At 70.3% G+C, this 20,754-nt stretch carries 24 protein-coding genes and 2 pseudogenes; 11 read left to right on the forward strand and 15 right to left on the reverse strand.

Features of this window, described 5'->3' with window-relative positions:
* Positions 1-259: 259 nt before the first annotated feature.
* Together B5P21_RS14970 and B5P21_RS14975 are read right to left on the reverse strand one after the other, a co-directional pair.
* Entirely contained in the window at positions 260-1,276 is a 1,017-nt protein-coding gene (locus tag B5P21_RS14970; protein WP_236688763.1) for an MFS transporter, read from the reverse strand.
* Positions 1,277-1,313: 37 nt separating this feature from the next.
* Complete coding sequence (locus tag B5P21_RS14975; RefSeq protein WP_045526444.1) at positions 1,314-2,096, reverse strand: SDR family oxidoreductase; 783 nt, start codon at positions 2,094-2,096, stop codon at positions 1,314-1,316.
* A gap of 52 nt (positions 2,097-2,148) precedes the next feature.
* Here B5P21_RS14975 and B5P21_RS14980 point away from each other — a divergent pair, with 52 nt between their 5' ends.
* The 3 genes and pseudogenes from B5P21_RS14980 to B5P21_RS17395 all read left to right on the forward strand — a co-directional run bounded on the left by B5P21_RS14980 (position 2,149) and on the right by B5P21_RS17395 (position 3,852).
* On the forward strand, positions 2,149-2,958 hold the full coding sequence (locus B5P21_RS14980; RefSeq protein ID WP_094171338.1) for an SDR family NAD(P)-dependent oxidoreductase: 810 nt from the start codon (positions 2,149-2,151) through the stop codon (positions 2,956-2,958).
* Positions 2,955-3,584: pseudogene (locus B5P21_RS14985) on the forward strand (SMP-30/gluconolactonase/LRE family protein); the annotation flags it as partial. The gene B5P21_RS14980 and the pseudogene B5P21_RS14985, both read left to right, overlap by 4 nt.
* A gap of 85 nt (positions 3,585-3,669) precedes the next feature.
* Complete coding sequence (locus tag B5P21_RS17395) at positions 3,670-3,852, forward strand: hypothetical protein (RefSeq protein ID WP_246865308.1); 183 nt, start codon at positions 3,670-3,672, stop codon at positions 3,850-3,852.
* Here the strand turns inward: B5P21_RS17395 and B5P21_RS14990 are convergent.
* On the reverse strand, positions 3,843-4,265 hold the full coding sequence (locus tag B5P21_RS14990) for a hypothetical protein (protein WP_045526438.1): 423 nt from the start codon (positions 4,263-4,265) through the stop codon (positions 3,843-3,845). The two genes, B5P21_RS17395 and B5P21_RS14990, sit on opposite strands and share 10 nt — an antisense overlap.
* Positions 4,266-4,459: 194 nt before the next feature.
* Between B5P21_RS14990 and B5P21_RS14995 the strand changes: the two genes are divergently transcribed.
* The 3 genes from B5P21_RS14995 (at position 4,460) to B5P21_RS15005 (ending at position 6,997) form a co-directional block, all read left to right on the forward strand.
* Positions 4,460-5,341, forward strand: coding sequence for an ABC transporter ATP-binding protein (locus B5P21_RS14995; protein ID WP_045526437.1), 882 nt, complete (start codon positions 4,460-4,462; stop codon positions 5,339-5,341).
* On the forward strand, positions 5,338-6,468 hold the full coding sequence (locus B5P21_RS15000; RefSeq protein ID WP_045526436.1) for an ABC transporter permease: 1,131 nt from the start codon (positions 5,338-5,340) through the stop codon (positions 6,466-6,468). The genes B5P21_RS14995 and B5P21_RS15000 overlap by 4 nt, the downstream gene beginning before the upstream one ends.
* 88 nt (positions 6,469-6,556) lie before the next feature.
* Positions 6,557-6,997: a DUF805 domain-containing protein gene (locus B5P21_RS15005; protein WP_045526435.1), complete on the forward strand. Its 441-nt coding sequence runs from the start codon at positions 6,557-6,559 to the stop codon at positions 6,995-6,997.
* A gap of 54 nt (positions 6,998-7,051) precedes the next feature.
* Here B5P21_RS15005 and B5P21_RS15010 read toward each other — a convergent pair whose 3' ends face one another.
* The 3 genes from B5P21_RS15010 to B5P21_RS15020 form a co-directional block, all read right to left on the reverse strand.
* Entirely contained in the window at positions 7,052-7,732 is a 681-nt protein-coding gene (locus B5P21_RS15010; protein ID WP_094171339.1) for an Asp23/Gls24 family envelope stress response protein, read from the reverse strand.
* A 68-nt stretch (positions 7,733-7,800) separates the two neighbouring features.
* Entirely contained in the window at positions 7,801-8,619 is an 819-nt protein-coding gene (aqpZ, locus tag B5P21_RS15015) for an aquaporin Z (RefSeq protein ID WP_080939258.1), read from the reverse strand.
* A gap of 118 nt (positions 8,620-8,737) precedes the next feature.
* Positions 8,738-9,184, reverse strand: coding sequence for an Asp23/Gls24 family envelope stress response protein (locus B5P21_RS15020; protein ID WP_045526433.1), 447 nt, complete (start codon positions 9,182-9,184; stop codon positions 8,738-8,740).
* A 251-nt stretch (positions 9,185-9,435) separates the two neighbouring features.
* Between B5P21_RS15020 and B5P21_RS15025 the strand changes: the two genes are divergently transcribed.
* The 5 genes and pseudogenes from B5P21_RS15025 to B5P21_RS15040 all read left to right on the forward strand — a co-directional run bounded on the left by B5P21_RS15025 (position 9,436) and on the right by B5P21_RS15040 (position 12,931).
* Positions 9,436-10,704, forward strand: a complete 1,269-nt coding sequence (locus B5P21_RS15025; RefSeq protein ID WP_045526432.1) for an NAD(P)/FAD-dependent oxidoreductase — start codon at positions 9,436-9,438, stop codon at positions 10,702-10,704.
* Positions 10,705-10,868: 164 nt separating this feature from the next.
* Positions 10,869-11,012, forward strand: a pseudogene (locus B5P21_RS17400) (NUDIX domain-containing protein); the annotation flags it as partial.
* Between the two features lie 133 nt (positions 11,013-11,145).
* Complete coding sequence (locus B5P21_RS17405; protein WP_246865337.1) at positions 11,146-11,304, forward strand: NUDIX hydrolase; 159 nt, start codon at positions 11,146-11,148, stop codon at positions 11,302-11,304.
* A 28-nt stretch (positions 11,305-11,332) separates the two neighbouring features.
* Positions 11,333-12,442, forward strand: coding sequence for a threonine aldolase family protein (locus B5P21_RS15035; protein ID WP_094171340.1), 1,110 nt, complete (start codon positions 11,333-11,335; stop codon positions 12,440-12,442).
* A gap of 102 nt (positions 12,443-12,544) precedes the next feature.
* On the forward strand, positions 12,545-12,931 hold the full coding sequence (locus B5P21_RS15040) for a helix-turn-helix domain-containing protein (protein WP_246865309.1): 387 nt from the start codon (positions 12,545-12,547) through the stop codon (positions 12,929-12,931).
* Here B5P21_RS15040 and B5P21_RS16615 read toward each other — a convergent pair.
* From B5P21_RS16615 to B5P21_RS15065, 9 genes are all read right to left on the reverse strand, one after another.
* Complete coding sequence (locus B5P21_RS16615; protein ID WP_133064200.1) at positions 12,907-13,608, reverse strand: CPBP family glutamic-type intramembrane protease; 702 nt, start codon at positions 13,606-13,608, stop codon at positions 12,907-12,909. The two genes, B5P21_RS15040 and B5P21_RS16615, sit on opposite strands and share 25 nt — an antisense overlap.
* Positions 13,609-13,651: 43 nt before the next feature.
* Positions 13,652-14,098, reverse strand: a complete 447-nt coding sequence (locus B5P21_RS16620) for a hypothetical protein (RefSeq protein WP_133064201.1) — start codon at positions 14,096-14,098, stop codon at positions 13,652-13,654.
* A 132-nt stretch (positions 14,099-14,230) separates the two neighbouring features.
* A complete protein-coding gene (locus B5P21_RS15045) occupies positions 14,231-14,947 on the reverse strand; it encodes a hypothetical protein (RefSeq protein WP_094171341.1) in 717 nt (238 codons plus the stop codon).
* A complete protein-coding gene (locus tag B5P21_RS15050) occupies positions 14,944-15,849 on the reverse strand; it encodes an ABC transporter ATP-binding protein (protein WP_094171342.1) in 906 nt (301 codons plus the stop codon). The genes B5P21_RS15045 and B5P21_RS15050 overlap by 4 nt, the downstream gene beginning before the upstream one ends.
* Positions 15,846-16,229: a hypothetical protein gene (locus B5P21_RS16625; protein ID WP_133064202.1), complete on the reverse strand. Its 384-nt coding sequence runs from the start codon at positions 16,227-16,229 to the stop codon at positions 15,846-15,848. Before B5P21_RS16625 ends, B5P21_RS15050 begins: the two co-directional genes overlap by 4 nt.
* Entirely contained in the window at positions 16,226-16,588 is a 363-nt protein-coding gene (locus tag B5P21_RS15055) for a PadR family transcriptional regulator (protein WP_308810564.1), read from the reverse strand. The genes B5P21_RS16625 and B5P21_RS15055 overlap by 4 nt, the downstream gene beginning before the upstream one ends.
* Positions 16,589-16,751: 163 nt before the next feature.
* Positions 16,752-17,228, reverse strand: coding sequence for an Lsr2 family DNA-binding protein (locus B5P21_RS17705; RefSeq protein ID WP_094171343.1), 477 nt, complete (start codon positions 17,226-17,228; stop codon positions 16,752-16,754).
* Positions 17,171-17,653, reverse strand: a complete 483-nt coding sequence (locus tag B5P21_RS17635) for a recombinase family protein (protein ID WP_345703637.1) — start codon at positions 17,651-17,653, stop codon at positions 17,171-17,173. The genes B5P21_RS17705 and B5P21_RS17635 overlap by 58 nt, the downstream gene beginning before the upstream one ends.
* A gap of 332 nt (positions 17,654-17,985) precedes the next feature.
* On the reverse strand, positions 17,986-20,718 hold the full coding sequence (locus B5P21_RS15065) for a phosphoenolpyruvate carboxylase (protein ID WP_094171344.1): 2,733 nt from the start codon (positions 20,716-20,718) through the stop codon (positions 17,986-17,988).
* Positions 20,719-20,754 lie beyond the last annotated feature (36 nt).

Genomic DNA, 20,754 nt, shown 5'->3' on the forward strand with positions numbered 1-20,754 from the left:
TCCTCGCGACGACGGCGCAGCGCCGACTCGTCCCTGCCCACGATGGCGAGCAGCACGATCGCGAGAGCGACGCACACGAGGATGAGCACGAAGGTCACGTCCCAGCCGAACGCGTGCACCGAGGCGCCGATGCCGGTCGAGGCGAGCGTCGCGCCGAGCACGTAGCCGAAGAGGCCCGTGAAGCCGGCCGCGGTGCCCGCGACCTCGCGGGGGCTGAGGTCGAGCGCCTGCAGGCCGATCAGCATGACCGGGCCGTAGATCAGGCCGCCGATGAGCACGAGCGCCGCGAGCGACACCCAGAGCGGGCCGTCCGCGGGCGAGAGCCAGTAGATCGCGACGGCCACGGCGATGCCCTCGCCGGGAGCGTGTAGACGAACACGTTGGCGAGCGCGAGGTTCACCATGGTGCGGTTGCCGATGACGTAGCGGCGGATGGTCGACCACGTCGACGCGCCCTCGTCGGCGGCGTCGGTCTCGACGGGCGCCGGGTCGTACCGGTGCTCCTCGATGGGCGGCAGGCCCTCGGACTCGGGGGTGTCGCGGAGGAGCGCGAAGGCGATCAGCGCGATGACGATGCAGACGATCGCCGGGAACCAGAACGCGCTCTGCCAGGTGCCGAAGGTCGCGATGGCGAGACCCGCGAGACCGCCCGCGCCGGCGCCGCCGACGTTGTGGGCGACGTTCCAGATGGCCGTCTTCCCGCCGCGCTCCGAGGTGGAGAACCAGTGCACGAGCGTGCGGCCGGACGGCGGCCAGCCCATCCCCTGGAAGAAGCCGTTGACGATCATGACCACGGCGAACAGCGCCACGGACGCGCCGACGGCCGGCACGAACGCGACCACGAGATTGGCGAACGCGGACAGCAGCAGGCCGATGGGCAGGAACCAGCGCGCGCTGCTGCGGTCGCTGACGATCGCGCTGAGGAACTTGCTGAACCCGTAGGCGAGGAGCACGCCGTTGGTGAGGATCCCGAGGCCGAGGGCGCTGAAGCCGTTCTCGTCGCGGAGGATCGTCGCCACCAGCGGCACGTTGTTGCGGATGAGGTAGGAGGCCGCGTAGCCGATGAAGATGCCGAGGAAGATGCCGAGGAAGACCTGCAGCGGAGGCGCGGGTAGGGGCGGGCGACGGTCGCGTCGTCGAGCCGGGGTGCGGGCGGCGGTGCCGCCATGAAGGTGAGGAGCCCGCGTCGGACGGCTGCCCCGTCGGGTCGGGTGCGCTGGTCGGTGGTCATGGTGCTGCCTCCCGGTCGGCGCCTCGTCGCGCCGGAGACCACTCAACGCCTTCGTAAGACGATCGTCTGGGGAAGCGGCGAGATCAGAACCCGCCGCGCTGCGACATCGGGGACAGCACGAGCTCGTCGATCCGCACGTGCGGCGGCGACGCGAGCACGAACATCGCGGCGCGGGCCACGTCGTCGGGGGTGAGCATCGCGGCGCGCTCGGCCGCGTCGGGCACGGTCGGCCGGAGCGCGAGGAAGTCGCTGTCGATGGTGCCCGGGCAGAGGTGCGTGGCGCGGATCCCGGCGCCCGCCTCCTGCGCGTTGAGGTCGCGCACGAGAGTCCCGAGCGCCGTCTTCGACGCGCTGTAGGCGACGCCCGCGCCCGGCGAATGGGTCCACGCGGCGTACGAGGAGACGAGCACGACCGTGCCGCCGGACGCCCGCAGCAGCGGGAGGGCGGCGGCCACCTGGTGCGCCGGGCCGGTGAGGTTGGTCGCGAGGATGCGGTCGAAGTCGGCGAGGTCCTGGTCGGCCCAGGAGCGGCGCGGGGCGTTGAGGCCGGCCGCGACCACGACGCCGTCGAGCCGGTCGAGGCCCGCCACGACGGCGGCGAGCGCGGCGTCGTCGGTCACGTCGAGCGGCGCGACGACCGCGGTGGATCCGGCCTCCTCGACGAGCGCGCGCGTCTCCTCGAGCGCCTGCCGGCGTCGGCCCGAGAGCACGAGGCGCCAGCCGTCGCGGGCCGCCGCGACGGCGGTCGCGCGACCGACGCCGGATCCCGCGCCGCTCACCCACAGGGTGCGCTGGCCCGCCGCTCCCTCCCCAGGCTCGTGGAGGTCGTGGTCGTCGTGCTGGTCGTGCGTCCGAGCTCCGGACATGGCGGTCTCCCCTACGTTGAGGGAAACGTTATTAGGACTGTGGGGAACACGCATGCTCATCGACCTCCGCGACAGGGTCGTCGTCGTGTCCGGTGCCTCGCAGGGCATCGGCCGCGCGATCGCCGAGCGCTTCCTGGCCGAGGGGTGTCGGGTCTTCGGGCTCGACCTCCGCTTCCGCGACCCGCTGCCGGAGGGCATCACCGCGATCGTCGCCGACGTCACCGACCCGGCCTCCGTGCAGGCGGCGGTCGCGCAGGTGGTCGCGGAGGCCGGCCGGGTCGACGTGCTCGTGAACAACGCCGGGATCAACGTCGAGGGGTCTGTCGAGACGCTCGAGCCCGCGCGCTTCCAGGCCGCGTTCGACGTCAACGTGGGCGGCGTGTTCCTGCTCTCGCAGGCCGTCATCCCGGCCATGAAGGCCGCGGGAGGCGGGCGGATCATCAACGCGGCGTCGTTCGCGGCGGTCATCCCGAGCGTCGGCGCGGCTGCCTACGGGGCGTCGAACGCCGCCGTCGTGCAGTTCACGCGCGTGCTCGCGAGCGAGCTCGGGCCGTGGGGCATCACCGTCAACGCGTACGCGCCCGGCATGATCCCGACGACCATGAACGGCTTCGCCGAGATGCCGGAGCCCGCGCAGGACCGCCTGCTCGACACGCTCAGCATCCGCCGGTGGGAGCGGCCCGACGACGTGGCCGACCTCCTCCTGTTCCTCGCGAGCGACCGCGCCGGATACATCACGGGCACGCTCGTCGACGTGAGCGGCGGCAAGCTCGCGACGCAGATGCCGCAGCGCGCGTACGAGGGCGCGGGCGCGCCGGAGCGCGGGCCGCGGGACGGCGCGGCCTCGGCGGATCCCCGATGAGCGTCACCACGTGGGACGCCGTCCCGCTCGACACCGTCCGCTCCGAGCACGCCGAGGCGCCGCTCTGGGACGAGTCCCGCGGCACGCTCCTCTGGGCCGACCAGTACGTCGGCATCGTGCGCGAGGCCGCGCTGGATCCGGTCACCCTCGCGGTCGGGCCCGTCACCGAGATCCACGTGGGCGGCCCCGTCGGCGCGGTCGTGCGGCACGCGGATGGCGGCCACGTGCTCGCTGCGCGCGACGGCTTCGTCCGCCTCACGGGCGACGGCGCGCTGAGCCCGATGGCCGCCGTGCTCCCGGCCGACGGCGTCCGCCGCCGCATGAACGACGGCGAGGTGGATCCGCGCGGCCGGCTCTGGGCGGGATCCATGGCCTTCGACAAGACCCCCGGCGCGGGCGCGCTCTACCTCCTCGACCGCGGCCGCGCGACGACCGTGCTCGAGGGCGTCACCATCTCCAACGGCACCGCGTTCTCGGCCGACGGCACCGAGATGCTCTACATCGACACCCCCACCCAGCAGGTGCGCCGCTTCCGGGTCACCGACGAGGGCGGGCTGGCGGATCCCGAGGTGGTCGTCGAGATCGACCCCGCCGACGGCCACCCCGACGGCATGTGCGTCGACGACGAGGGGTTCCTGTGGGTCGCGCTCTGGGGCGGGAGCGAGGTGCGCCGCTACCCCCCCCCCCCCCGCGGGCGAGCACGTCGGGTCCGTGCGGGTCGACGCGCCCCAGGTGTCCAGCTGCGCCTTCGTCGGGCCCGACCGCGACATCCTCGTGATCACCACGTCGCAGGAGGGCTACTCATCCGAGGATTCCGCCCGGCATCCGCGCGCGGGGATGCTGTTCGCGGTGCGGCCGGGCGTCACGGGTCCGGCAGCGAGCGCCTACGCGTAGGCGGTGATCGCGGCGGAGTCGACGAAGCCGGCCGGGCGGCCGGACCGGCGCGCGGCTCCCCCGGCGAGCACAGCCGACGCGGCCGCCACCACGACGCCGGCGAGCACGGCGGCGGCCACGGGGCCCACCGACGAGTGCGCGAGCACCAGGCCCGCGACGAAGGCGACGGCCTGCACGAGCCAGAGCGCGTGTATCCACCAGCGCCACGCCCCGCGGCGCATGGCCACGCGGTCGAGGCCACGGCGCACCTGGATGAGCGCGGCCACCCGCACGACGAGCGACAGCGTCACCAGCGCGAGCCCGCTCAGGGCGAGGGGCGCGGTGCCGATGTCGGTGAGGATCAGCGCGAACAGCACGAACCCCGCGGCACCGGCCCCGTCGGCGACAGCCTGGACGACGGTGGAGATGCGCATGATCCGACCCTAGGAGCGGCGATCCCGCGGAGCCACCCACGGCGGCGCCCCAGATGAGGGGCCGACGCGCCCCCGCCCCTCCCGTCCCCCTCGGGGTTCCCCCACCCGGTTCCCCCGCACGGCGGACGCCCCCGCGCGCCCACGCACCTAGCGTGAGCAGCACGGATCACCCATGCCCACCGAGGAGGCCATTCGTGCTCGAAGTCCAGAACGTCACGCGATCGTTCGGGGACCGTCGCGTCCTCGACGACGTGTCCTTCGCCGTGCGGCCGGGGAGGCTGACCGGCTTCGTCGGCGGCAACGGCGCCGGCAAGACCACCACCATGCGGATCATGCTCGGCGTACTCAGCGCCGACTCCGGCACCGTCTCGCTGAACGGGCGCGACCTCGGCACCTCGAGCCGCCGCACCTTCGGCTACATGCCCGAGGAGCGCGGCCTCTACCCGAAGATGAAGCTGCAGGAGCAGATCGTCTACCTCGGCCGCCTGCACGGCATGAGCGCCGCCGACGCGACCGCGAGCACCGAGCGACTGCTCGAGCGCCTCAGCCTCGGCGAGCGCCGCAACGACCCCATCGAGTCGCTGTCGCTCGGCAACCAGCAGCGGGCGCAGATCGCCGCGAGCCTCGTGCACGACCCCGAGGTGCTCGTGCTCGACGAGCCGTTCTCGGGCCTCGACCCGATCGCGGTCGAGACCGTCCTCGGCGTCCTCACCGAGCGGGCCGCGCAGGGCGTGCCCGTGCTCTTCTCCTCGCACCAGCTCGACATCGTGGAGCGCCTCTGCGACGACGTGGTCGTCATCGCCGAGGGCAGGATCCGCGCGTCGGGCGACCGCGAGCAGCTGCGCGACCAGCACAGCCGCCCACTCACGGAGCTGCAGATCGCGGGCGACGGCGGCTGGGTGCGCGACGTGCCCGGCGTCGAGGTCGTCGAGTTCGACGGCGGCTACGTGCTCTTCGAGGCCGACGAGGAGGCGCGCCAGCGCGTGCTCGCCGAGGCCGTCTCCCGCGGATCCGTCGCGGGCTTCACCCGCCGCCGCCCCACCCTCAGCGAGATCTTCCAGGAGGTCGTCCAGTGAGCACCACCACCGCCACCCGACGGGGCACCGCCCCGACGTTCGCCCAGTCCACGATGCTCGTGACGGGCCGCGAGGTGCGCATGCGCCTGCGCAGCAAGTCGTTCCTCATCAGCACCGGGATCCTGCTCGTCGGGATCCTCGTCTCCATCGTCGTCAGCGGCTTCCTCACCGCGAACGGCGGCCCCGGCAACGGCGATCCCACGCGCGTGGCCGTGGTCGGCTCCGCCCAGCAGGCCGTCTCGGGCGCCGCGTCGCTCGAAAGCGTGCCCGCCGACAGCATCGAGGACGCGCAGGCGATGGTGCGCGACGGCGACGTGGAGGCGGCGGTCGTCCCCGACACCCAGGCCGACTCCGACGGCGCCGTGCTCGTGATCGGCGACAGCTCCGCGCCCGACGGCGTCGTCAGCGCCCTCACCGACACCCCGCGCGTCGAGCTCCTGGACGAGCCGACCACGAACCCCGCCATCGCCTACATCGTGGCGCTCGCGTTCGGCGTGGTGTTCTTCATCTCCGCGCTGACGTTCGGGCAGATCATCGCCCAGAGCGTGGTCGAGGAGAAGCAGACGCGGGTGGTCGAGCTGCTCATGTCGACCATCCCCGTGCGGGCGCTGCTCGCCGGCAAGGTGCTCGGCAACAGCATCCTCGCGTTCACGCAGATCGCGCTCATCGCCCTGATGTCCGGCGTCGGCCTCCTCGTGACCGAGCAGACCGCGCTGCTCGCGATCGTCGGCCCCGCGGTGATCTGGTTCGTCGTGTTCTTCCTGTTCGGGTTCGTGCTGCTCGCGTCGCTCTTCGCGACGGCGGCCTCGCTCGTCTCCCGCCAGGAGGACGTCGGCGCCGTCACGGCCCCGGTCACGTACCTCGTGATGATCCCGTACTTCGCGGTCATCTTCTTCAACGACAACCCCGTGGTGATGACGGTCATGTCGTACATCCCGTTCTCGGCCCCGGTCGGGATGCCGATGCGCCTGTTCCTCGGCGAGGCCCAGTGGTGGGAGCCGCTCGTGTCGCTCGCCGTGCTCATCGCGACGACCGCCGTGGTGGTGGCCCTCGGATCCCGCATCTACAGCAACTCGCTGCTCCGCACCGGATCCCGCGTGAAGCTGGAGGACGCGCTGAAGGGATGACCCGCCCGCGCGACACCCTCGCGCCCCCGACGGCCCGGCCGCGTCCGCTCCCCCTGCGGATGCGGCCGGGCGCCGCTACGGTCGGCGCATGACCGATGCGACGCCGCCCGGATCCCGCACGCCCCTCGAGCTGCCGCTGTACGGCGCGTCGTGGAGCGAGGCGATGCGGAGGTTCTTCCTCAAGTACTCGACGTTCCGCGGGCGCGCGAGCCGGAGCGAGTTCTGGTGGTGGGCGCTCACGGCGTTCGTCGCCACGTCCGCGCTCCAGACCCTGAGCGACCTGAACGCCGACCGCGATCCGCTCGGTCCGTTCGACGCGGTGATGATCACGGACCCGTGGGGCGCCGTCCTCGCCGTGCTCCAGCTGGCGGTCTTCATCCCGTCATTCGCGGTCTCGTGGCGTCGGCTGCACGACGTCGACCGCAGCGGCACGTGGACGTTCATCAACTTCATCCCGGTCCTCGGGCAGATCGTGTACGTGATCATGACCGCGGGCCGGTCGCGGCCCGGCGGCGCGCGCTTCGACTGACGCCCGCCCCGCCCGGCCGGACCGGGGATCTCCCTCGGCCCGGCCCGCTGACGGCTAGGAGCGGTCGGTGCCCTCGTCGTCGGTGCGGGTCGTGGCCGACCCGTCGACCTCCACGCGGTCGCCCTGCACCTCGACCGTCGCGGGGCCGTCGACCTCGACGCGCGTGGCGCCATCGCCGTGCCCGTCGACGATCACGGTGACCTCCGGCGCGGATCCATGCGGCGCCGCGTAGGTGTCGAAGTCGGCGGCGTCGTCGTGGCGCTCCTCGGCCGCGTCGCGGGTCTCCTCGATGTCCGCCTTCGCGGAGTCGGCGAGCGCGGCGCCCGCGGGCGACTGCTCGTCGTCGAACGGGCCGTGCACGTCGGTCACGCGGATGTTGACGCGAACCGCGCCGGGCGCGATCTGGCGGGCGGCTCGGGCCACCTGCTCGCGGGTCTCGTCGACGACGTCCTGCACGGGCGTCGGGTACTCGACCACGAGGTCGATGTCGATCACGGTGCCGCCGGCCTCCTCGGAGACCGTGACGCCGGGGCCGGTGCTCGTGCCGCGGATCGCTCGCGACGCCGCGTCGAGCGCCCGCGCGGTCGTGCCGCCGAGGTGGTGCACGCCCGTGACGCCCGCGGCGGTCTCGGCCGCCGCGACGCCGATGCGGTGCGCGGCCGTCTCCCCCTCCGGGTGCGCGGGGTCGATGCCGGTCAGGTCGATGGGACGGATGGCAGGTGCGGCGTCGTTCACGGCGGTGCTCCTTCGGTGGTGCGGATGCGGATGTGTGCGTCGGCGCGGCGGCTGGCCGCGCGAGCGGATCAGGCGGGGACGGAGGCGGCGCGGGTCAGCGCGCGGTGCGCGAACCCGGCGATCGCGGCGCCGACCAGCGGCGCGACGATGAACGCCCACACCTGGCCGAGCGCGACGGGCCCGCCGTAGACCGCGGCCGCGATGGAGCGGGCCGGGTTCACGGAGGTGTTGCTGACCGGGATGCTGATGAGGTGGATCAGGGTGAGCGTCAGCCCGATGACGATGGGCGCGACGGCCGCGTACGCCTTCTGGCCGGTGACGGCGAGGATCACGGTCACGAAGACCGCGGTGAGGATCACCTCGATGAGGAGCGCGGCCGCGAGGCCGAAGCCGCCGGGCGAGGCGTCGCCGTAGCCGTTCGACGCGAAGCCCGCGTCCTGCGCGGATGCGAGGTAGCCGGCGGGGCCGTCGGCGGCGATGAGCGCGAGGGCGCTGGATCCGAGGATCCCGCCGACGAGCTGCGCGACCACGTAGCCGGGCACCTCGCGCCAGCCGATGCGGCCGGCGAACGCGAGGCCGACGCTGACGGCCGGGTTGAAGTGGCCGCCGGAGACCCCGCCGACGGCGGCGACGCCCGCCATGACCGTGAGGCCGAACGCGAGCGCGACGCCCAGGAATCCGACGCCCGTGGCGTTGCCGTCGTCCGGGAACGCCGATGCGTAGAGCGCGGTGCCGACGCCCCCGAAGACGAGGAGGAAGGTCCCGAAGGCCTCGGCGCCCCAGCGCGCGGCGGTGGACGGGCGGTCGCCGGCGGAGGCCGCCTTCTGCCCGCGGCCCTGGGCCGGGGTGTCGCGGGGTGCCTTCGCGGTGGTGGTCGACCTGCTCATCGGCTCGTGTCCTCTGGGTGCTGCGGGTGGTGCGGTGGTGGTGCGGATGCGCGGGGCGTGCAGCCCCGCGCGCGGCGACGGGACCGGGTCGTGCCCGGTCCCGTCCGCGGGGGAGGTGCTACTGGACGCGGCTCTTCGAGTCGTCGTCGTCCTTGTCGTCCGAGGGGATGTGCACGTCGGAGACGGTGACGTTGACCTCGGTGACGTCCATGCCGACGACCTGCGAGATCGCGTCCGTGACGGACTCGCGGATCCGGTCGGCGAGGTCCTGCAGCGCGACGGGGTACTCGGCGACGACGACGATGTCCGCGGCGACCTGCTTCTCGCCGACCTCGACGGAGATGCCCTGGCCGCGGTCCTGCTGGCCGATGACGTTGCGGATCGCGCCGACGGCACGGGCCGCGCCGTTGCCGAGGTCGTGCACGCCGGGAACCTGGCGGGCCGCGATGCCAGCGACCTTCTCGACGACGCCGTCGGCGATCGTGTTCTTGCCCGAGGTGGAGTCGGCGGGCGTGTGCTTGGCGGCGGCGCGGCTGGATGCGGTGGCGGGGGTGACGTCGGTCATGTGGTGCTCCTGATGCTCATCGGCGCGATCCCGGATGCGGGCTCGCGGTGCCGGCTGGATGCCCGGCACGTCAAGGAGACGGCCGGCGCACCTGGCTCGTCCCGGACGTCCAGCGTTCCTCCAGGCGGGAGCGGCCGGGCTTCGCTGCGCGGCCACCGGGCGGCATCCGGCGTGCGCTTTCCGGCCAGGGCGGGAGGCGCCGGTCTCCCGCCCCCCGGTCACGCTGTCGCGCCCCGGCCTAGGGTGAGCCCATGACCGCTGCCCCCGGCACGACCCCGCATCACGACGTCCTCGTCATCGGCGGGGGGAACGCCGGGCTCTCGGTCGCGGGCCGGCTCCGGCGGTACGGCGTCGACGACGTCGCGGTGATCGAGCCGCGCGACACGCACTACTACCAGCCGATGTTCTCGCACGTGGCGGGCGGCACCGCCCGGGCGTCGCAGGCCACCCGGCCGCAGGGGTCCGTCACGCCGAAGGGCGTCACGTGGATCCAGGACCGCGTCGCCGGCATCGACCCGGTCGCGAAGACGGTCGCGCTCGAGTCCGGCCGCCGCGTCTCCTACGGCCAGCTCATCGTGTGCCCCGGCATCCAGAAGGACTGGGATTCCGTGCCCGGCCTCGCCGACGCCATGGCCTCGCCCGTCGGCATCTCGAACTACGAGCACCACTACGCGGCGAAGGCCTCGCAGGTGCTGCGGGACGTGCGCTCCGGCACGGTCGTCTTCACCCAGCCCGACGGCCCCGGCACCTGCTCGGGCGCGTCGCAGAAGCCCATGTACCTCGCGTGCGACCACTGGCGCGCGATCGGCGTGCTCGACGACATCCGCGTGGTGCTGGTCGTGCCGACGCCCACCATGTTCGGCATGCCGCTCGTCGACGCCGAGCTCGAGCGCAAGGTCGCCGAGTACGGCATCGAGGTGCGGTACGGCCGCGAGCTCGTGGGCGTGGATCCCGCCGCCCGCACCGTCGAGATCGCCGGCGTCGACCGGTCCCGCGCGCTCCTCGGCCCCGACCACGCCGCGCAGCAGGGCCTCGACGACGCGGATCGCGAGACCCTCCCCTACGACGTGCTGCACGCGGTGCCGCCGCAGTCCGCGCCGGATTGGCTCGCCGGCACGGGCCTCGCGGCGCCCGGTGACGCGGGCGGCTTCGTCGAGGTGGATCCGCTGACCCTCCGCCACCCGCGCTTCCCCGACGTGTGGGCGCTCGGCGACGCGGCCGCCACCACCAACTCGAAGTCCGGCGGCGCCCTCCGCCAGCAGACCACGACGGTCGCGAAGAACCTCGTCGCCGCCCGGAAGGGCAAGCCGCTGCCGCAGACCTACAACGGCTACTCGGTGTGCCCGTTCGTGGTCTCGCGCTCGACCGTGGTGTTCGCCGAGTTCGACGACCGCTACCGCCCGAAGCCCACGATCCCGGGCTGGAAGGGCCTCGCGAAGGAGCGCCGCATCACGTTCCTCGCCGACCGCTACGTGCTGCCGTGGGTGTACTGGAACCTGATCCTGCAGGGCCGCGCCTGATCGAGGCCGTCCGCCGCGCGGACCCGCCGTCGGACGGACGCGCCGCCGCCGGGCCCCCGCGAGGCTGGCACGTGCTCCGCCGGACCACGCTCGACCTGCGGCTCCGCGACGGATCCTGGCAGGAGCAGGAGCGCGAGACGTACGACCGCGGGGATGGCGCGACCGTGCTCCTCTACGCGGCCGACACGCACCGGATCCTCCTCACCCGCCAGTTCCGCTACCCCGCCTACGTCAACGGCCACCCCGACGGCATGCTCGTCGAGGCGGCGGCCGGCCTCCTCGACGCGGACTCCCCCGAGGACGCGATCCGCCGCGAGGCCCGCGAGGAGCTGGGCGTCGAGGTGGTCGCGCTCACGCACCTCTACGACCTGTTCATGAGCCCCCGGATCCGTCACCGAGCGCGTCCACCACTACCGCGCGTCGTACACGCCGGCCGACGTCGTGGGCGCGGGCGGCGGCGTGGCCGAGGAGGGCGAGGACATCGAGCGGATCGAGGTGCCGCTCGACGAGGCCCTCGCGATGGTCGCCGACGGCCGCATCGCCGACGGCAAGACGGTGATCCTGCTGCAGCACGTGGCGCTGCACGGGTTCCCGGCGTAGGCCGGGCCGGACCCGCCGGTAGGCGAGGATGGATCCCGTGACCGACGCCACCGACGCCCCCACCGCCTCCCCGCTCCGCCTGCACGACACCGCCGCCCGCGGCTTCGCCTCCGACAACTACTCCGGGATCCACCCCGAGGTGCTCGAGGCCATCGCCGCCGCGAACGGCGGGCACCAGGTCGCGTACGGCGGGGACGCCTACACGGCACGGCTCCAGGAGGTCGTGGGCGAGCACTTCGGCCGCGGCGCCGAGGCGTTCCCCGTCTTCAACGGCACGGGCGCCAACGTCACGGGCCTCCTCTCGATGCTGCCGCGCTGGGGCGCGGTGGTCTGCGCGACGACCGCGCACATCAACACCGACGAGGGCGGCGCCCCCGAGCGCGTCGCCGGCATCAAGCTCCTCCAGGTGCCCACCGAGGACGGCAAGCTCACGCCCGAGCTCATCGACCGCGAGGCGTGGGGCTGGGGCGACGAGCACCGCGCGCAGCCGCTCGCCGTGAGCATCACGCAGACCACCGAGCTCGGCACCGTCTACACGTCGGCCGAGGTGCGGGCGATCGCCGACCACGCGCACGAGCGCGGCATGCGCCTGCACATGGACGGCGCGCGCCTCTCGAACGCGGCGGCCACGCTGGATGCGCCGTTCCGCGCGTTCACGTCCGACGCGGGCGTCGACGTCGTCAGCTTCGGCGGCACCAAGAACGGCCTGCTCTACGGCGAGGCGATCGTGGTGCTCGACCCCGAGGCGTCCGAGGGGCTCACCTACCTCCGCAAGCTCAACATGCAGCTCGCCTCGAAGATGCGGTTCGTGAGCGCGCAGCTGCTCGCGCTCCTCGGATCCGAGGTCGACGGCGTGCCGCTCTACCTCCGCTCCGCCCGCCACGCGAACGGCATGGCCGCGCGCCTCCGGGCCGCACTCGAGGGCGTCGACGGCGTCGAGTTCACGCAGGAGACGCAGGCGAACGGCCTGTTCGCGATCCTCCCCGAGGGCGTCGCCGACCGCCTCCGCGGCGAGTTCCGCTTCTACGACTGGGACCCGGCCCGCCGCGAGGTGCGCTGGATGTGCTCGTTCGACACCACCGAGGACGACATCGACCGCTTCGCGGCGGCGATCCGCCGGGAGGTCGGGGCGGGGTAGCTCCCCGCGGCTGTCCCCACAGCCGGTGCAGCCTCGCCGGGACCCGTGCGGAGACGGATGGACGCTGTCGGGTGGATGTCGTGCCGACGTCGGGTCGATGTCGTGGCCCGAACGGTGGCCCGTCCCTACTGTGGCGAACATGAACGGACACGGATCGTCGACCTCCGGACGCAACGAGGCTGGAGCCAGGAACGACTGGCGGAGGCCAGCAGCATCACCGTCCGGACGGTGCAACGCCTCGAAGCCGTCAACGACGCCAGCCTCGACACGCTAACCCGCGTGGCCAAGGCGCTCGAGATCCAGGTGCGCGACCTCTTCTCCACCGTCGACGAGAGCGGCCACGGACGCGCCGTCACCGCCCTCGACGCCCGCGCCGCACGGCAGCAGGAACGCCGCGAGCAACGGCCGACTCAGCCGGGTCCGCAACGACCGCAGATGCCGCCCTTGACGGAGGCCGAGATCGACTATACGCCTCGAGAGAGCGCCTGAAGCGGCTGATCCGCCTTTGTGAAGCAGGAAAGAACTGCCAGAGCTCCTGATGCGGAGATCGCGAGGAACAGAGTCACGTCAACCAATGGCCTGGTCGAGTATGCGAGCCATGAAACAGCGAGGACGTTGGTCGATAGATGGAGGCCAACACCCAACCACACGTTGCGTGTTATGAATATCAGCGCCATTGCAACTACTGCAAAGATGACCTTCTCGACCCCAAGCTGCCAATACGACCCTTGGTGCCCGCCGACAAAAACACCCACAGAGACAACGGTGGCGATGAACCGCTTGGTCATCATGCGTCTAGGAATGTTGAAGATCGCGATGGCCGGAAAGAGTCGAAACACGAACTCCTCGATGACAGCCATGACCGAGGAGTGTGCAGCCATCGGAAGAGTGGCTCCATGAGATGCCAGCGCCAGTAGAGCAGCGACAAGAATACAGAGAACAGGCATTTCGGGACTCGCCTTCGGCGGATTACCCAACAGCACCGCCGGAGTGGCTTCATTCCACCGTTTGAGCATTCTCGGGCCAACCGCTATGGCGAAGGCCAGCAGGCCAGCCGGCAGGAGAAGCAACTCGTAGTCGAATTTGAGTGAAGTGAAAAAAGCAATGAGAGTCAGTGCGGCGTAGGCCGCTAACAACATCCCGAAGTAGAGAATGAGGCGAAACATGAGAAACCCCGGCTGACCTGCGTCAGCCGGGGCTTACTCCTTCCTAGAAGAAGTAGTCGCGCAGGCCCGCGAAGATCTCCCAGAGCGAACCCTGAACGATGGTGGTGATGCCAGCACGGATCCACCCGGAGATACCGTTCCACCACTTCTGGAACGCAGCCCACCCCTGACCGACAGCCTTCTTCATCGGGGCGATGATCGAGTTGGCGTTCTTCTTCAGCCAGTCGATGAGCGGCTTGACCCAACCCCGCTTCTCTGCCCCATCAACCGTGATGGCTGCAGCCGGAGCCGAAGGAGCGGCAAGCGCTGCCGACGACGACGCGGACGAGGACGCTACGGTCGCGGAAACAGAGGAGCTGGCCGCTGTGGCCTGCCCACCCGAGCCGAACCCACCGGTAGCGGCGGGTGCAAGAGCGATAGAAACCGCCAGCGCCACCCCGATGCATGTCTCGCGCAGACGAGACGGCTGCGCTTCCTGCTTGTTGAACACGATGTCCCCTATGTGTTTCGGATGCAAGACAGGGTGCAATCCCCCGTCAAGGGATTCCCAGGCCCCCCAAGCACGACCGTAGCGCATCACCGGAAGCAAGGCCAGTCCTGCCTGTTCTTTTCTCTGCCGTGATCATGGCTCGCGGGTCAGGAACCTCACGAACCCGATGGCGAGAGGGGCTACGATCCACAGGGCCGCGCTGCTGACGAACGCCAGGATACCCATCTCGGCCTGCCATCCCCCCAACGCCGTGCCTGAGCGGAGGTAGTCACCGACCCCGTTCGGAAGAAAACCGAGGATCGGATCGAGCACGATCATCTGGAGAATCATGACGGTGACGGCCAACGCAGTCGACATGATCGCCGAGCCAAGTGCCGCGCCGGCCAATGTGCCTCCCACAACAGCCACCCAGAGGAGCCCGACAGGCTCCCCGAAAGAGAAGTCCGGCGTGGCGCCTCTTGCAGCCGAAAAACCAGTCACGGCGAAGGCTGCCACGAGCAACGTCGCGAGGACGATCAATGCTGCCAATCCGACCGCGGCCACGAGTTTCGCCGCAAAAAATGCCGCCCGGCCGCGGGCGAGGGAAAGAAAAGTCATCACGTCTCGGTGATGCCAGTCGGAACAGAACACGAGGATAGCGTTTATCGGGATCAGAAGGCCCACCGGCAAGGCCGCGACCGCCACTGCGCCGTTGAGGGTCGGAGCAGACCCCTCTGCGGAGGTAAGCCACGCAGCCCCGATCGCCGCCAGCGACGAAACGAACACACTGACGATCAGGACCCATTTAGTCGAAGGTGTGATGAAGTACTTGTAGACCTCAATGCCCGAGAGGCGTACCACGTCAGTCACTTTGCACCCTCCTGGGTCGTCATTTTGTATGCGCCTTCTGTGCGATCTTTGTAGAATTGAGATATTGCTGTAGATCGTTGGTCATCCAATCCGATGAGGATGACGCCTTCCAGGTGCGCAATCTGAGCGAGGCGTTGCCTGCTTTCGTCGACTTCGTACCAGTTGTCTCTCAACTGGAATCCAAACGAGTGCCGCTCCAGCAGCGCTTCAAGCTCTGGGGGATTCAGCGCCTGAACCCTGCTCGCATCGGGACTTGAATTCTGAACGGCTTCGTCAGCGACGATCCTGCCCTGACTGACGACGATTACCCGATCCGCAAACGCCTGTAGTTCATTTAGCAAGTGGCTGGATATAATGACTGTTCCGCCATTTGCAACGTACGTCTGCATAGTTGTGCGGAGCCATTCGATGCCTTCGACATCGAGTCCGTTCATCGGCTCGTCCAGCACAAGTATCTTGGGCTCGCCCAATAGCGCGATGCCGAGGCAGACTCGTTGCTTCATGCCCAGAGAGAGCGCGCGGAACTTGCGTTTCGCTACCGTCGATAGCCCAAGTGCGTCGATGACACCGTCAACACGCGCACGTGACACCCCGATCATCTTGGCTGCGATGGAGATCGTCGAGTAGACAGAGCGCGAAGGGTGGTGCGCGGTTGGGTCGAGCACGGAACCGATGACAGTCCCCGGCTCGATATCATGCAACCTCGAACCGTTTATCTCGACCTGGCCCCCTGTCGGGGAGGAAAGGCCACAAAGAAGCCTGAGGATGGTGGATTTTCCCGCCCCATTGGGGCCTACGAGCGCAGTCACCGTCCCCGGCTGGCACTCGAAAGTCACATTCTGGAGGACCTTGACTTTGCCATAAGCCTTGCTGACTGACCGAACGGCAACTGCAGAAGTCACTCGACCCCCCTGGGTACACGGCGGTCAACCTGCCCAGCTGCTATGGAGGCTGCAATGATCAGCGCGATTCCTATTGCAAGGGTGCCTAAGCTCAGCGCGAGAGAAGAGTCTTGTCGCAGAACGAACACCGAGATCGGGCGCGAAGCAAGAAGAAGAGCAGCAACGGCAACTGCAACCGTGATGCACCACCAGCCTGTAGAACGAGTCGTGCCCTTCGGAAAGCTCGCCGCGTAGTCATGCGCAGAGCCGAACTCGCGCTCGAGCTCTTCCCCGCTTAATTCGGCTGGCAATTCGCGAAGCACAACCCGAATTGCTGAGTCATCATTCTTTCGCGAACGCAGTTCGTAGGTCAGCTCACGCAAATATGCCTGCCGGTTCATTGCCCGCCTTCTTTCGCCGTCTTGATCAGTGCTTCAGATACTGTTTCCGAGAAGAGGAACCAAGTCTTACAACTTCTATCGAGTTCCATCTTGCCGTCAGGTGTGACGTAATACTCTTTGCGCCCGGGCCCGCCGCTGCCGGGCAGCCATATCGAGGCAAGCAGCCCTTGAGTCTCCAGTGCATTGAGAAGGGGATACACGGTCCCGCCTCGTACATCGAGGGCCAGCTCGTCCCGTAAGTACGAAACCACCTTGTAGCCATGTGCCCGTTCGAATGCGTATATAGCGTGCAGCACCAGGAGGCTCAGTACGGCCTTGTTCCAGAAAGATCTCTCTGGGGGGTGTTGACGTGTAGGCACGCCTGACAGTAGATCAGACTGGGTTGAAAGTCAACCTAGTCTGCATCACAGACGTAGATTCGGTCGTAGTTGGCCCTGCGGTATGCCCCAGAGCCATGCGTCACATTGCGCCCCTACGGGTGGCTCTAGATTGCCACGGCGGAGTCGGCTACGGATCTGACCGTCAGTCTCGACGTAACGCATCGGATCTTGTGGTTGATAGTCGCGTGCGGCAGGAGCGCAGCTGGTCGGCCGCCTCCTTGGCGTCTCTCGTAGGCAGTGCGGAGTCGGGATCTCCGCAGATAGAATCGGGCGAACAGATGCCGCCTTGGTCGGCAGCGTCGTACGCGTCGCGTTTGGTGCTCGAGACACGGCCGCGGTCAGGAACCTCTTTTCCGTTCTGGCGGGCCCACTCGCGGATCTTCGTGAGCTCGGTCTTTTCGTCTGCGTGGCTCCCGCAGCGCCGCTGCACTTGCGTCCTGCACGGCGGCCGGCAGTGGTGACCGCGTGAGCGCTTCCTGTAGTCCTGTGTCGCGTGCGTCGCTGACGTCGATCTCGAAGGCAATGACGTCAAATGCGAAGGTCCCTCTCCGTCCCGCTCCATCAGCAGTGGGGCGCCATCGATGTCGTCGATGAGCTGGATAACGGTCTTACGCGCCATGGGGTTGCCGTGTTGCGCTGCTGCCGCGGACGGATAGATCGACTACTTCTTCGCATGCTCAGGAGAGGTTCGTTGATGACTCCAGTGTGGCGATGCGTCGAGAGGTCGTTGCGTGGGACATACCGAAATGGCGCGCAACCTGCCTTGGTGACTGGCCAGCGTTCCAAAGACCTGATCGCCGATCGGATCCGGCTGTGGGTGGACACGGGATCCCGTGGGGGGGGATGTGTCGCCGCCGCCGGGGTTCGGTACGCGGAGGCCGGCGCCGCGGCTCGGAGCTGTGCTGGGAAGCCGCGCGTGTCCATGGTTGAACGCCCTAGGCGGTCGAGGGCCGTCACGGCGAGGGTGACTCCCTCATGGAGTGCAGCGAGAGCTCGACGGATGACGTCCGTGATGCACGGCGTACCGGACACGCCGTGGTCCACGCATAGGTCATCGCGCCTTGCCCTGCCGTGAGGAGATCATGTCCTTGCCGGTCAGTGTCCTGTTGACGGGTCGAGACCCGGGCGGAGAACCGCGAGGATCGGGGACCGCCCAGACATGCAACCCGCGAATCGCCCCCTGGCCGCCTGTGCGCAGGGTGCGGTCGCGAGCGGCTTTCCGCCACGCACCGATCATGCATGACACCGGGACCCTGCTCATCGCGCAATGCGCATCACCCCATCGAATCGGCCGAGCACGGACATCAACTTGCCCAACTCCAGCGGTCACACGATGAGAACAAGACCGGGATTCCGCTCCAATGCACGCGACCGCGTCAGCCCGTGTTCTGCAGCCCCGCCGCGATGCCGTTCACGGTGAGCAGGAGGAGCCGGTGGTCCGGATCCGTCGCGTCGGCCTGGCCGGGCGCGCCCGATGCGAGCGACTCCCGCGCCGACGTGCGCAGCGCGCGCAGGGCCCGCAGCTGGAGCAGCGACAGCGCGTCGACGTACGGGCTGCGCAGGCGCACGGCGCGTCGCAGCACGGGCCGGCCCTCGAGGATCTCGCCGTGGCCGGTGGCCTTCCGCACCCACTCGCGCGTGAGCTCCATCTCCTCGGTGACGAGCGCCGCGAGATCCGGACGGTCGCCGAGCGCGAGGTAGCGCTCGGCGAGGCGGCCGTCGGTCTTGGCGAGCGACATCTCGACGTTGTCGATCATCGACGTGAACAGCGGCCACTCGTCGTAGGCCTTGCGGAGCACGGCCTCGTCGCCGACGGCGGCCAGCGCGGATCCCAGGCCGAACCAGCCCGTGAGGTTGATGCGGGCCTGCGTCCACGCGAACACCCACGGGATGGCGCGGAGGTCCTCGAGCGACTCGACCGACAGGCCGCGGCGGGCGGGACGCGAGCCGAGCGCCAGCAGCCCGATCTCCTCCATCGGCGTGACCTGCGCGAACCACGGCGCGAAGCCGGGCGCCTTCACCAGCTCGAAGAAGCGGGTGCGGGATGCCTCGTCCATCGTGCGGACCATCTCCGCGGATCCCTGCGCGGCCACCGCGTTGCGCTCCTCGTTCGAGGGCGCGGACGCCAGCAGGGTCGCAGCGGCCATCTGCTCGATGTGGCGGGCGGCGATGCGCTTGTCGCCGTAGTGGGCGAAGATCACCTCGCCCTGCTCGGTGAGCTTGAAGCGGCCGTCGACGGACCCCGGCGGCTGGGCCCGCACGGCGCGGTCGGCAGGACCGCCGCCCCGACCGAGCGCGCCGCCGCGGCCGTGGAAGAGCGTGAGCTCGATGTCGTTCTCGCGCGCCCACGCGGCGATGCGGGCCTGGGCGTCGAACAGCGCGAACGTCGCGGAGACGGGCCCGACGTCCTTCGACGAGTCGGAGTAGCCGAGCATGACCTCGAGCTTGCGGCCCGTCTGCGCGAGGCGCGCCGCGACCTGGGGCAGCCGGATCATGCCGTCGAGGATCTCGGTGCTCGCGTTGAGATCCGCGAACGTCTCGAACAGCGGGATGACGTCGAGGACGGGCGCCTCCTCCGCGGAGCCCAGCGCGAGCGCGGCCAGCTCGTGCACCGTGCGGATGTCGTCGGCCGACTGCGTGAACGAGACGATGAAGCGGGAGAAGGGCGCGACGCCGTGCCGCTCCTGCAGGCGGGCGAGCGTGCGGAACACGTCGAGCACCTCGACCGTCATGGGTGCGAGCTCGGGAGCCCGGTCGCCGGACGCGTCCGCCGAGGCGACGGCGAGCACCTCGCGCAGCGCCTCGCGGTGCACCTGCGAGTGCTGGCGCACCTCCATCTCGGCGAGGTGGAACCCGAAGGTCTCCGCCTGCCAGACGAGGCCCTGCAGCTCGCCGCCGGCGATGCGGTGCGCGCCCGCGCTGCGGAGCGACGCCTGCAGCACGCGGAGGTCGGCGAGCAGCTCGGCGGCGGACGGGTAGGCGATGGGGTCGTCGTGGCGCTCGCGGGTGGCGGCGAGGCGGCCGGCGATGACGAGGAGCACGCGGCGGTGCAGCTCGGCGGGCGCGCGCGTGCCGATGCGCGCGGTGAGGTGCGGCGCGAGCGCGTCCTGCGTGGCGGCGAGCTCGCGGAGCTCCGGGCTCGGCGGGGTGTCGGCGTCGCCGAGCGTGAGCGAGCGGCCCACGCGGAGGGCGACGCGCTCGAGGCCGAGGAGGATGTGCTCGCTGGCGATGCCCGCGGCCTCCTCGGTGACGGCGGCGGTGACGTACGGGTTGCCGTCGCGATCCGCCGCGATCCAGTTGCCGAGCCGGAAGAACGCGGGCGCCACCGCGTCGCGCACGCCGGCCTCCTCGCCGAGCAGCCAGTCGTCGAGCAGGCGGTAGACGCGCGGCACGACCTCGAACAGGGTCTGGTCGAAGACGCCCATGGCGGTGCGCACCTCGTCGAGCGGCGTGGGCCGCGTGGTGCGCAGCGGCGACGTGCGCCACAGGCCGTCGATCTCCTCGAGCAGCCGGCGGTCGACGTCCTGCCCGGTGAGCGTGCCCGGCATGGCGCCGTCGCGCTCGGTGAGCAGGTCGCCGATGCGGCGGATCCCCGTGGCCACCGCCCGACGACGCGCCTCGGTGGGGTGCGCCGTGAGCACCGGGTGGAACCGCATCTCGCCGAGGCGGCGCATGGCCTCCTCGCGGCCGAGCTCCTCGGTGAGCTTCCCGACGGCGTCCGGGATGGAGTCGGGCACGAAGCCCGACGCTGCCTCGCGCTCGCGGAGGACGCGCACGCGGTGGTGCTCCTCGGCGAGGTTCGCGAGGTGGAAGTAGCAGGTGAACGCGCGGGCGACCTGCTCGGCGCGCTCCGGCGTGAACGTCGCGACGAGCCGCTCGGCGTCGTCGATGGACGCGTCGCGCGCGCTCTCGTACGCGTCGATGACCAGCTCACGGAGCCGCTCGACGTCGCGCAGCAGGTCGTCGCCGCCGGACTCGCGGAGCACCTGGCCGAGCAGGCCGCCCAGGTGGCTGACGTCGGAGCGGAGAGCGGGCTCCACGGCGTCGCGGGTGCCGTCGCGGGTGGAGTCGGGCTCGAGGGGAAGCGGCTTCTTCGGGGGAGTCGTCACGGTGACGAGGATACGGACAGCGCGCGGCGGATCCTG

It is taken from the genome of Clavibacter michiganensis subsp. insidiosus (assembly GCF_002240565.1).
Taxonomy (GTDB): Bacteria; Actinomycetota; Actinomycetes; order Actinomycetales; family Microbacteriaceae; genus Clavibacter; species Clavibacter insidiosus.

Coding starts and splice junctions, on each gene's coding strand:
- aqpZ (WP_080939258.1), bottom strand. CDS start 8,619: ATGAGCAGGTCGACCACCACCGCGAAGGCACCCCGCGACACCCCGGCC.
- B5P21_RS15020 (WP_045526433.1), bottom strand. CDS start 9,184: ATGACCGACGTCACCCCCGCCACCGCATCCAGCCGCGCCGCCGCCAAG.
- B5P21_RS16615 (WP_133064200.1), bottom strand. CDS start 13,608: ATGTTTCGCCTCATTCTCTACTTCGGGATGTTGTTAGCGGCCTACGCC.
- B5P21_RS15005 (WP_045526435.1), top strand. CDS start 6,557: ATGACCGATGCGACGCCGCCCGGATCCCGCACGCCCCTCGAGCTGCCG.
- B5P21_RS15025 (WP_045526432.1), top strand. CDS start 9,436: ATGACCGCTGCCCCCGGCACGACCCCGCATCACGACGTCCTCGTCATC.
- B5P21_RS14975 (WP_045526444.1), bottom strand. CDS start 2,096: ATGTCCGGAGCTCGGACGCACGACCAGCACGACGACCACGACCTCCAC.
- B5P21_RS16625 (WP_133064202.1), bottom strand. CDS start 16,229: ATGAACCGGCAGGCATATTTGCGTGAGCTGACCTACGAACTGCGTTCG.
- B5P21_RS14990 (WP_045526438.1), bottom strand. CDS start 4,265: ATGCGCATCTCCACCGTCGTCCAGGCTGTCGCCGACGGGGCCGGTGCC.
- B5P21_RS17705 (WP_094171343.1), bottom strand. CDS start 17,228: ATGGCGCGTAAGACCGTTATCCAGCTCATCGACGACATCGATGGCGCC.
- B5P21_RS15035 (WP_094171340.1), top strand. CDS start 11,333: ATGGATCCCGTGACCGACGCCACCGACGCCCCCACCGCCTCCCCGCTC.
- B5P21_RS14980 (WP_094171338.1), top strand. CDS start 2,149: ATGCTCATCGACCTCCGCGACAGGGTCGTCGTCGTGTCCGGTGCCTCG.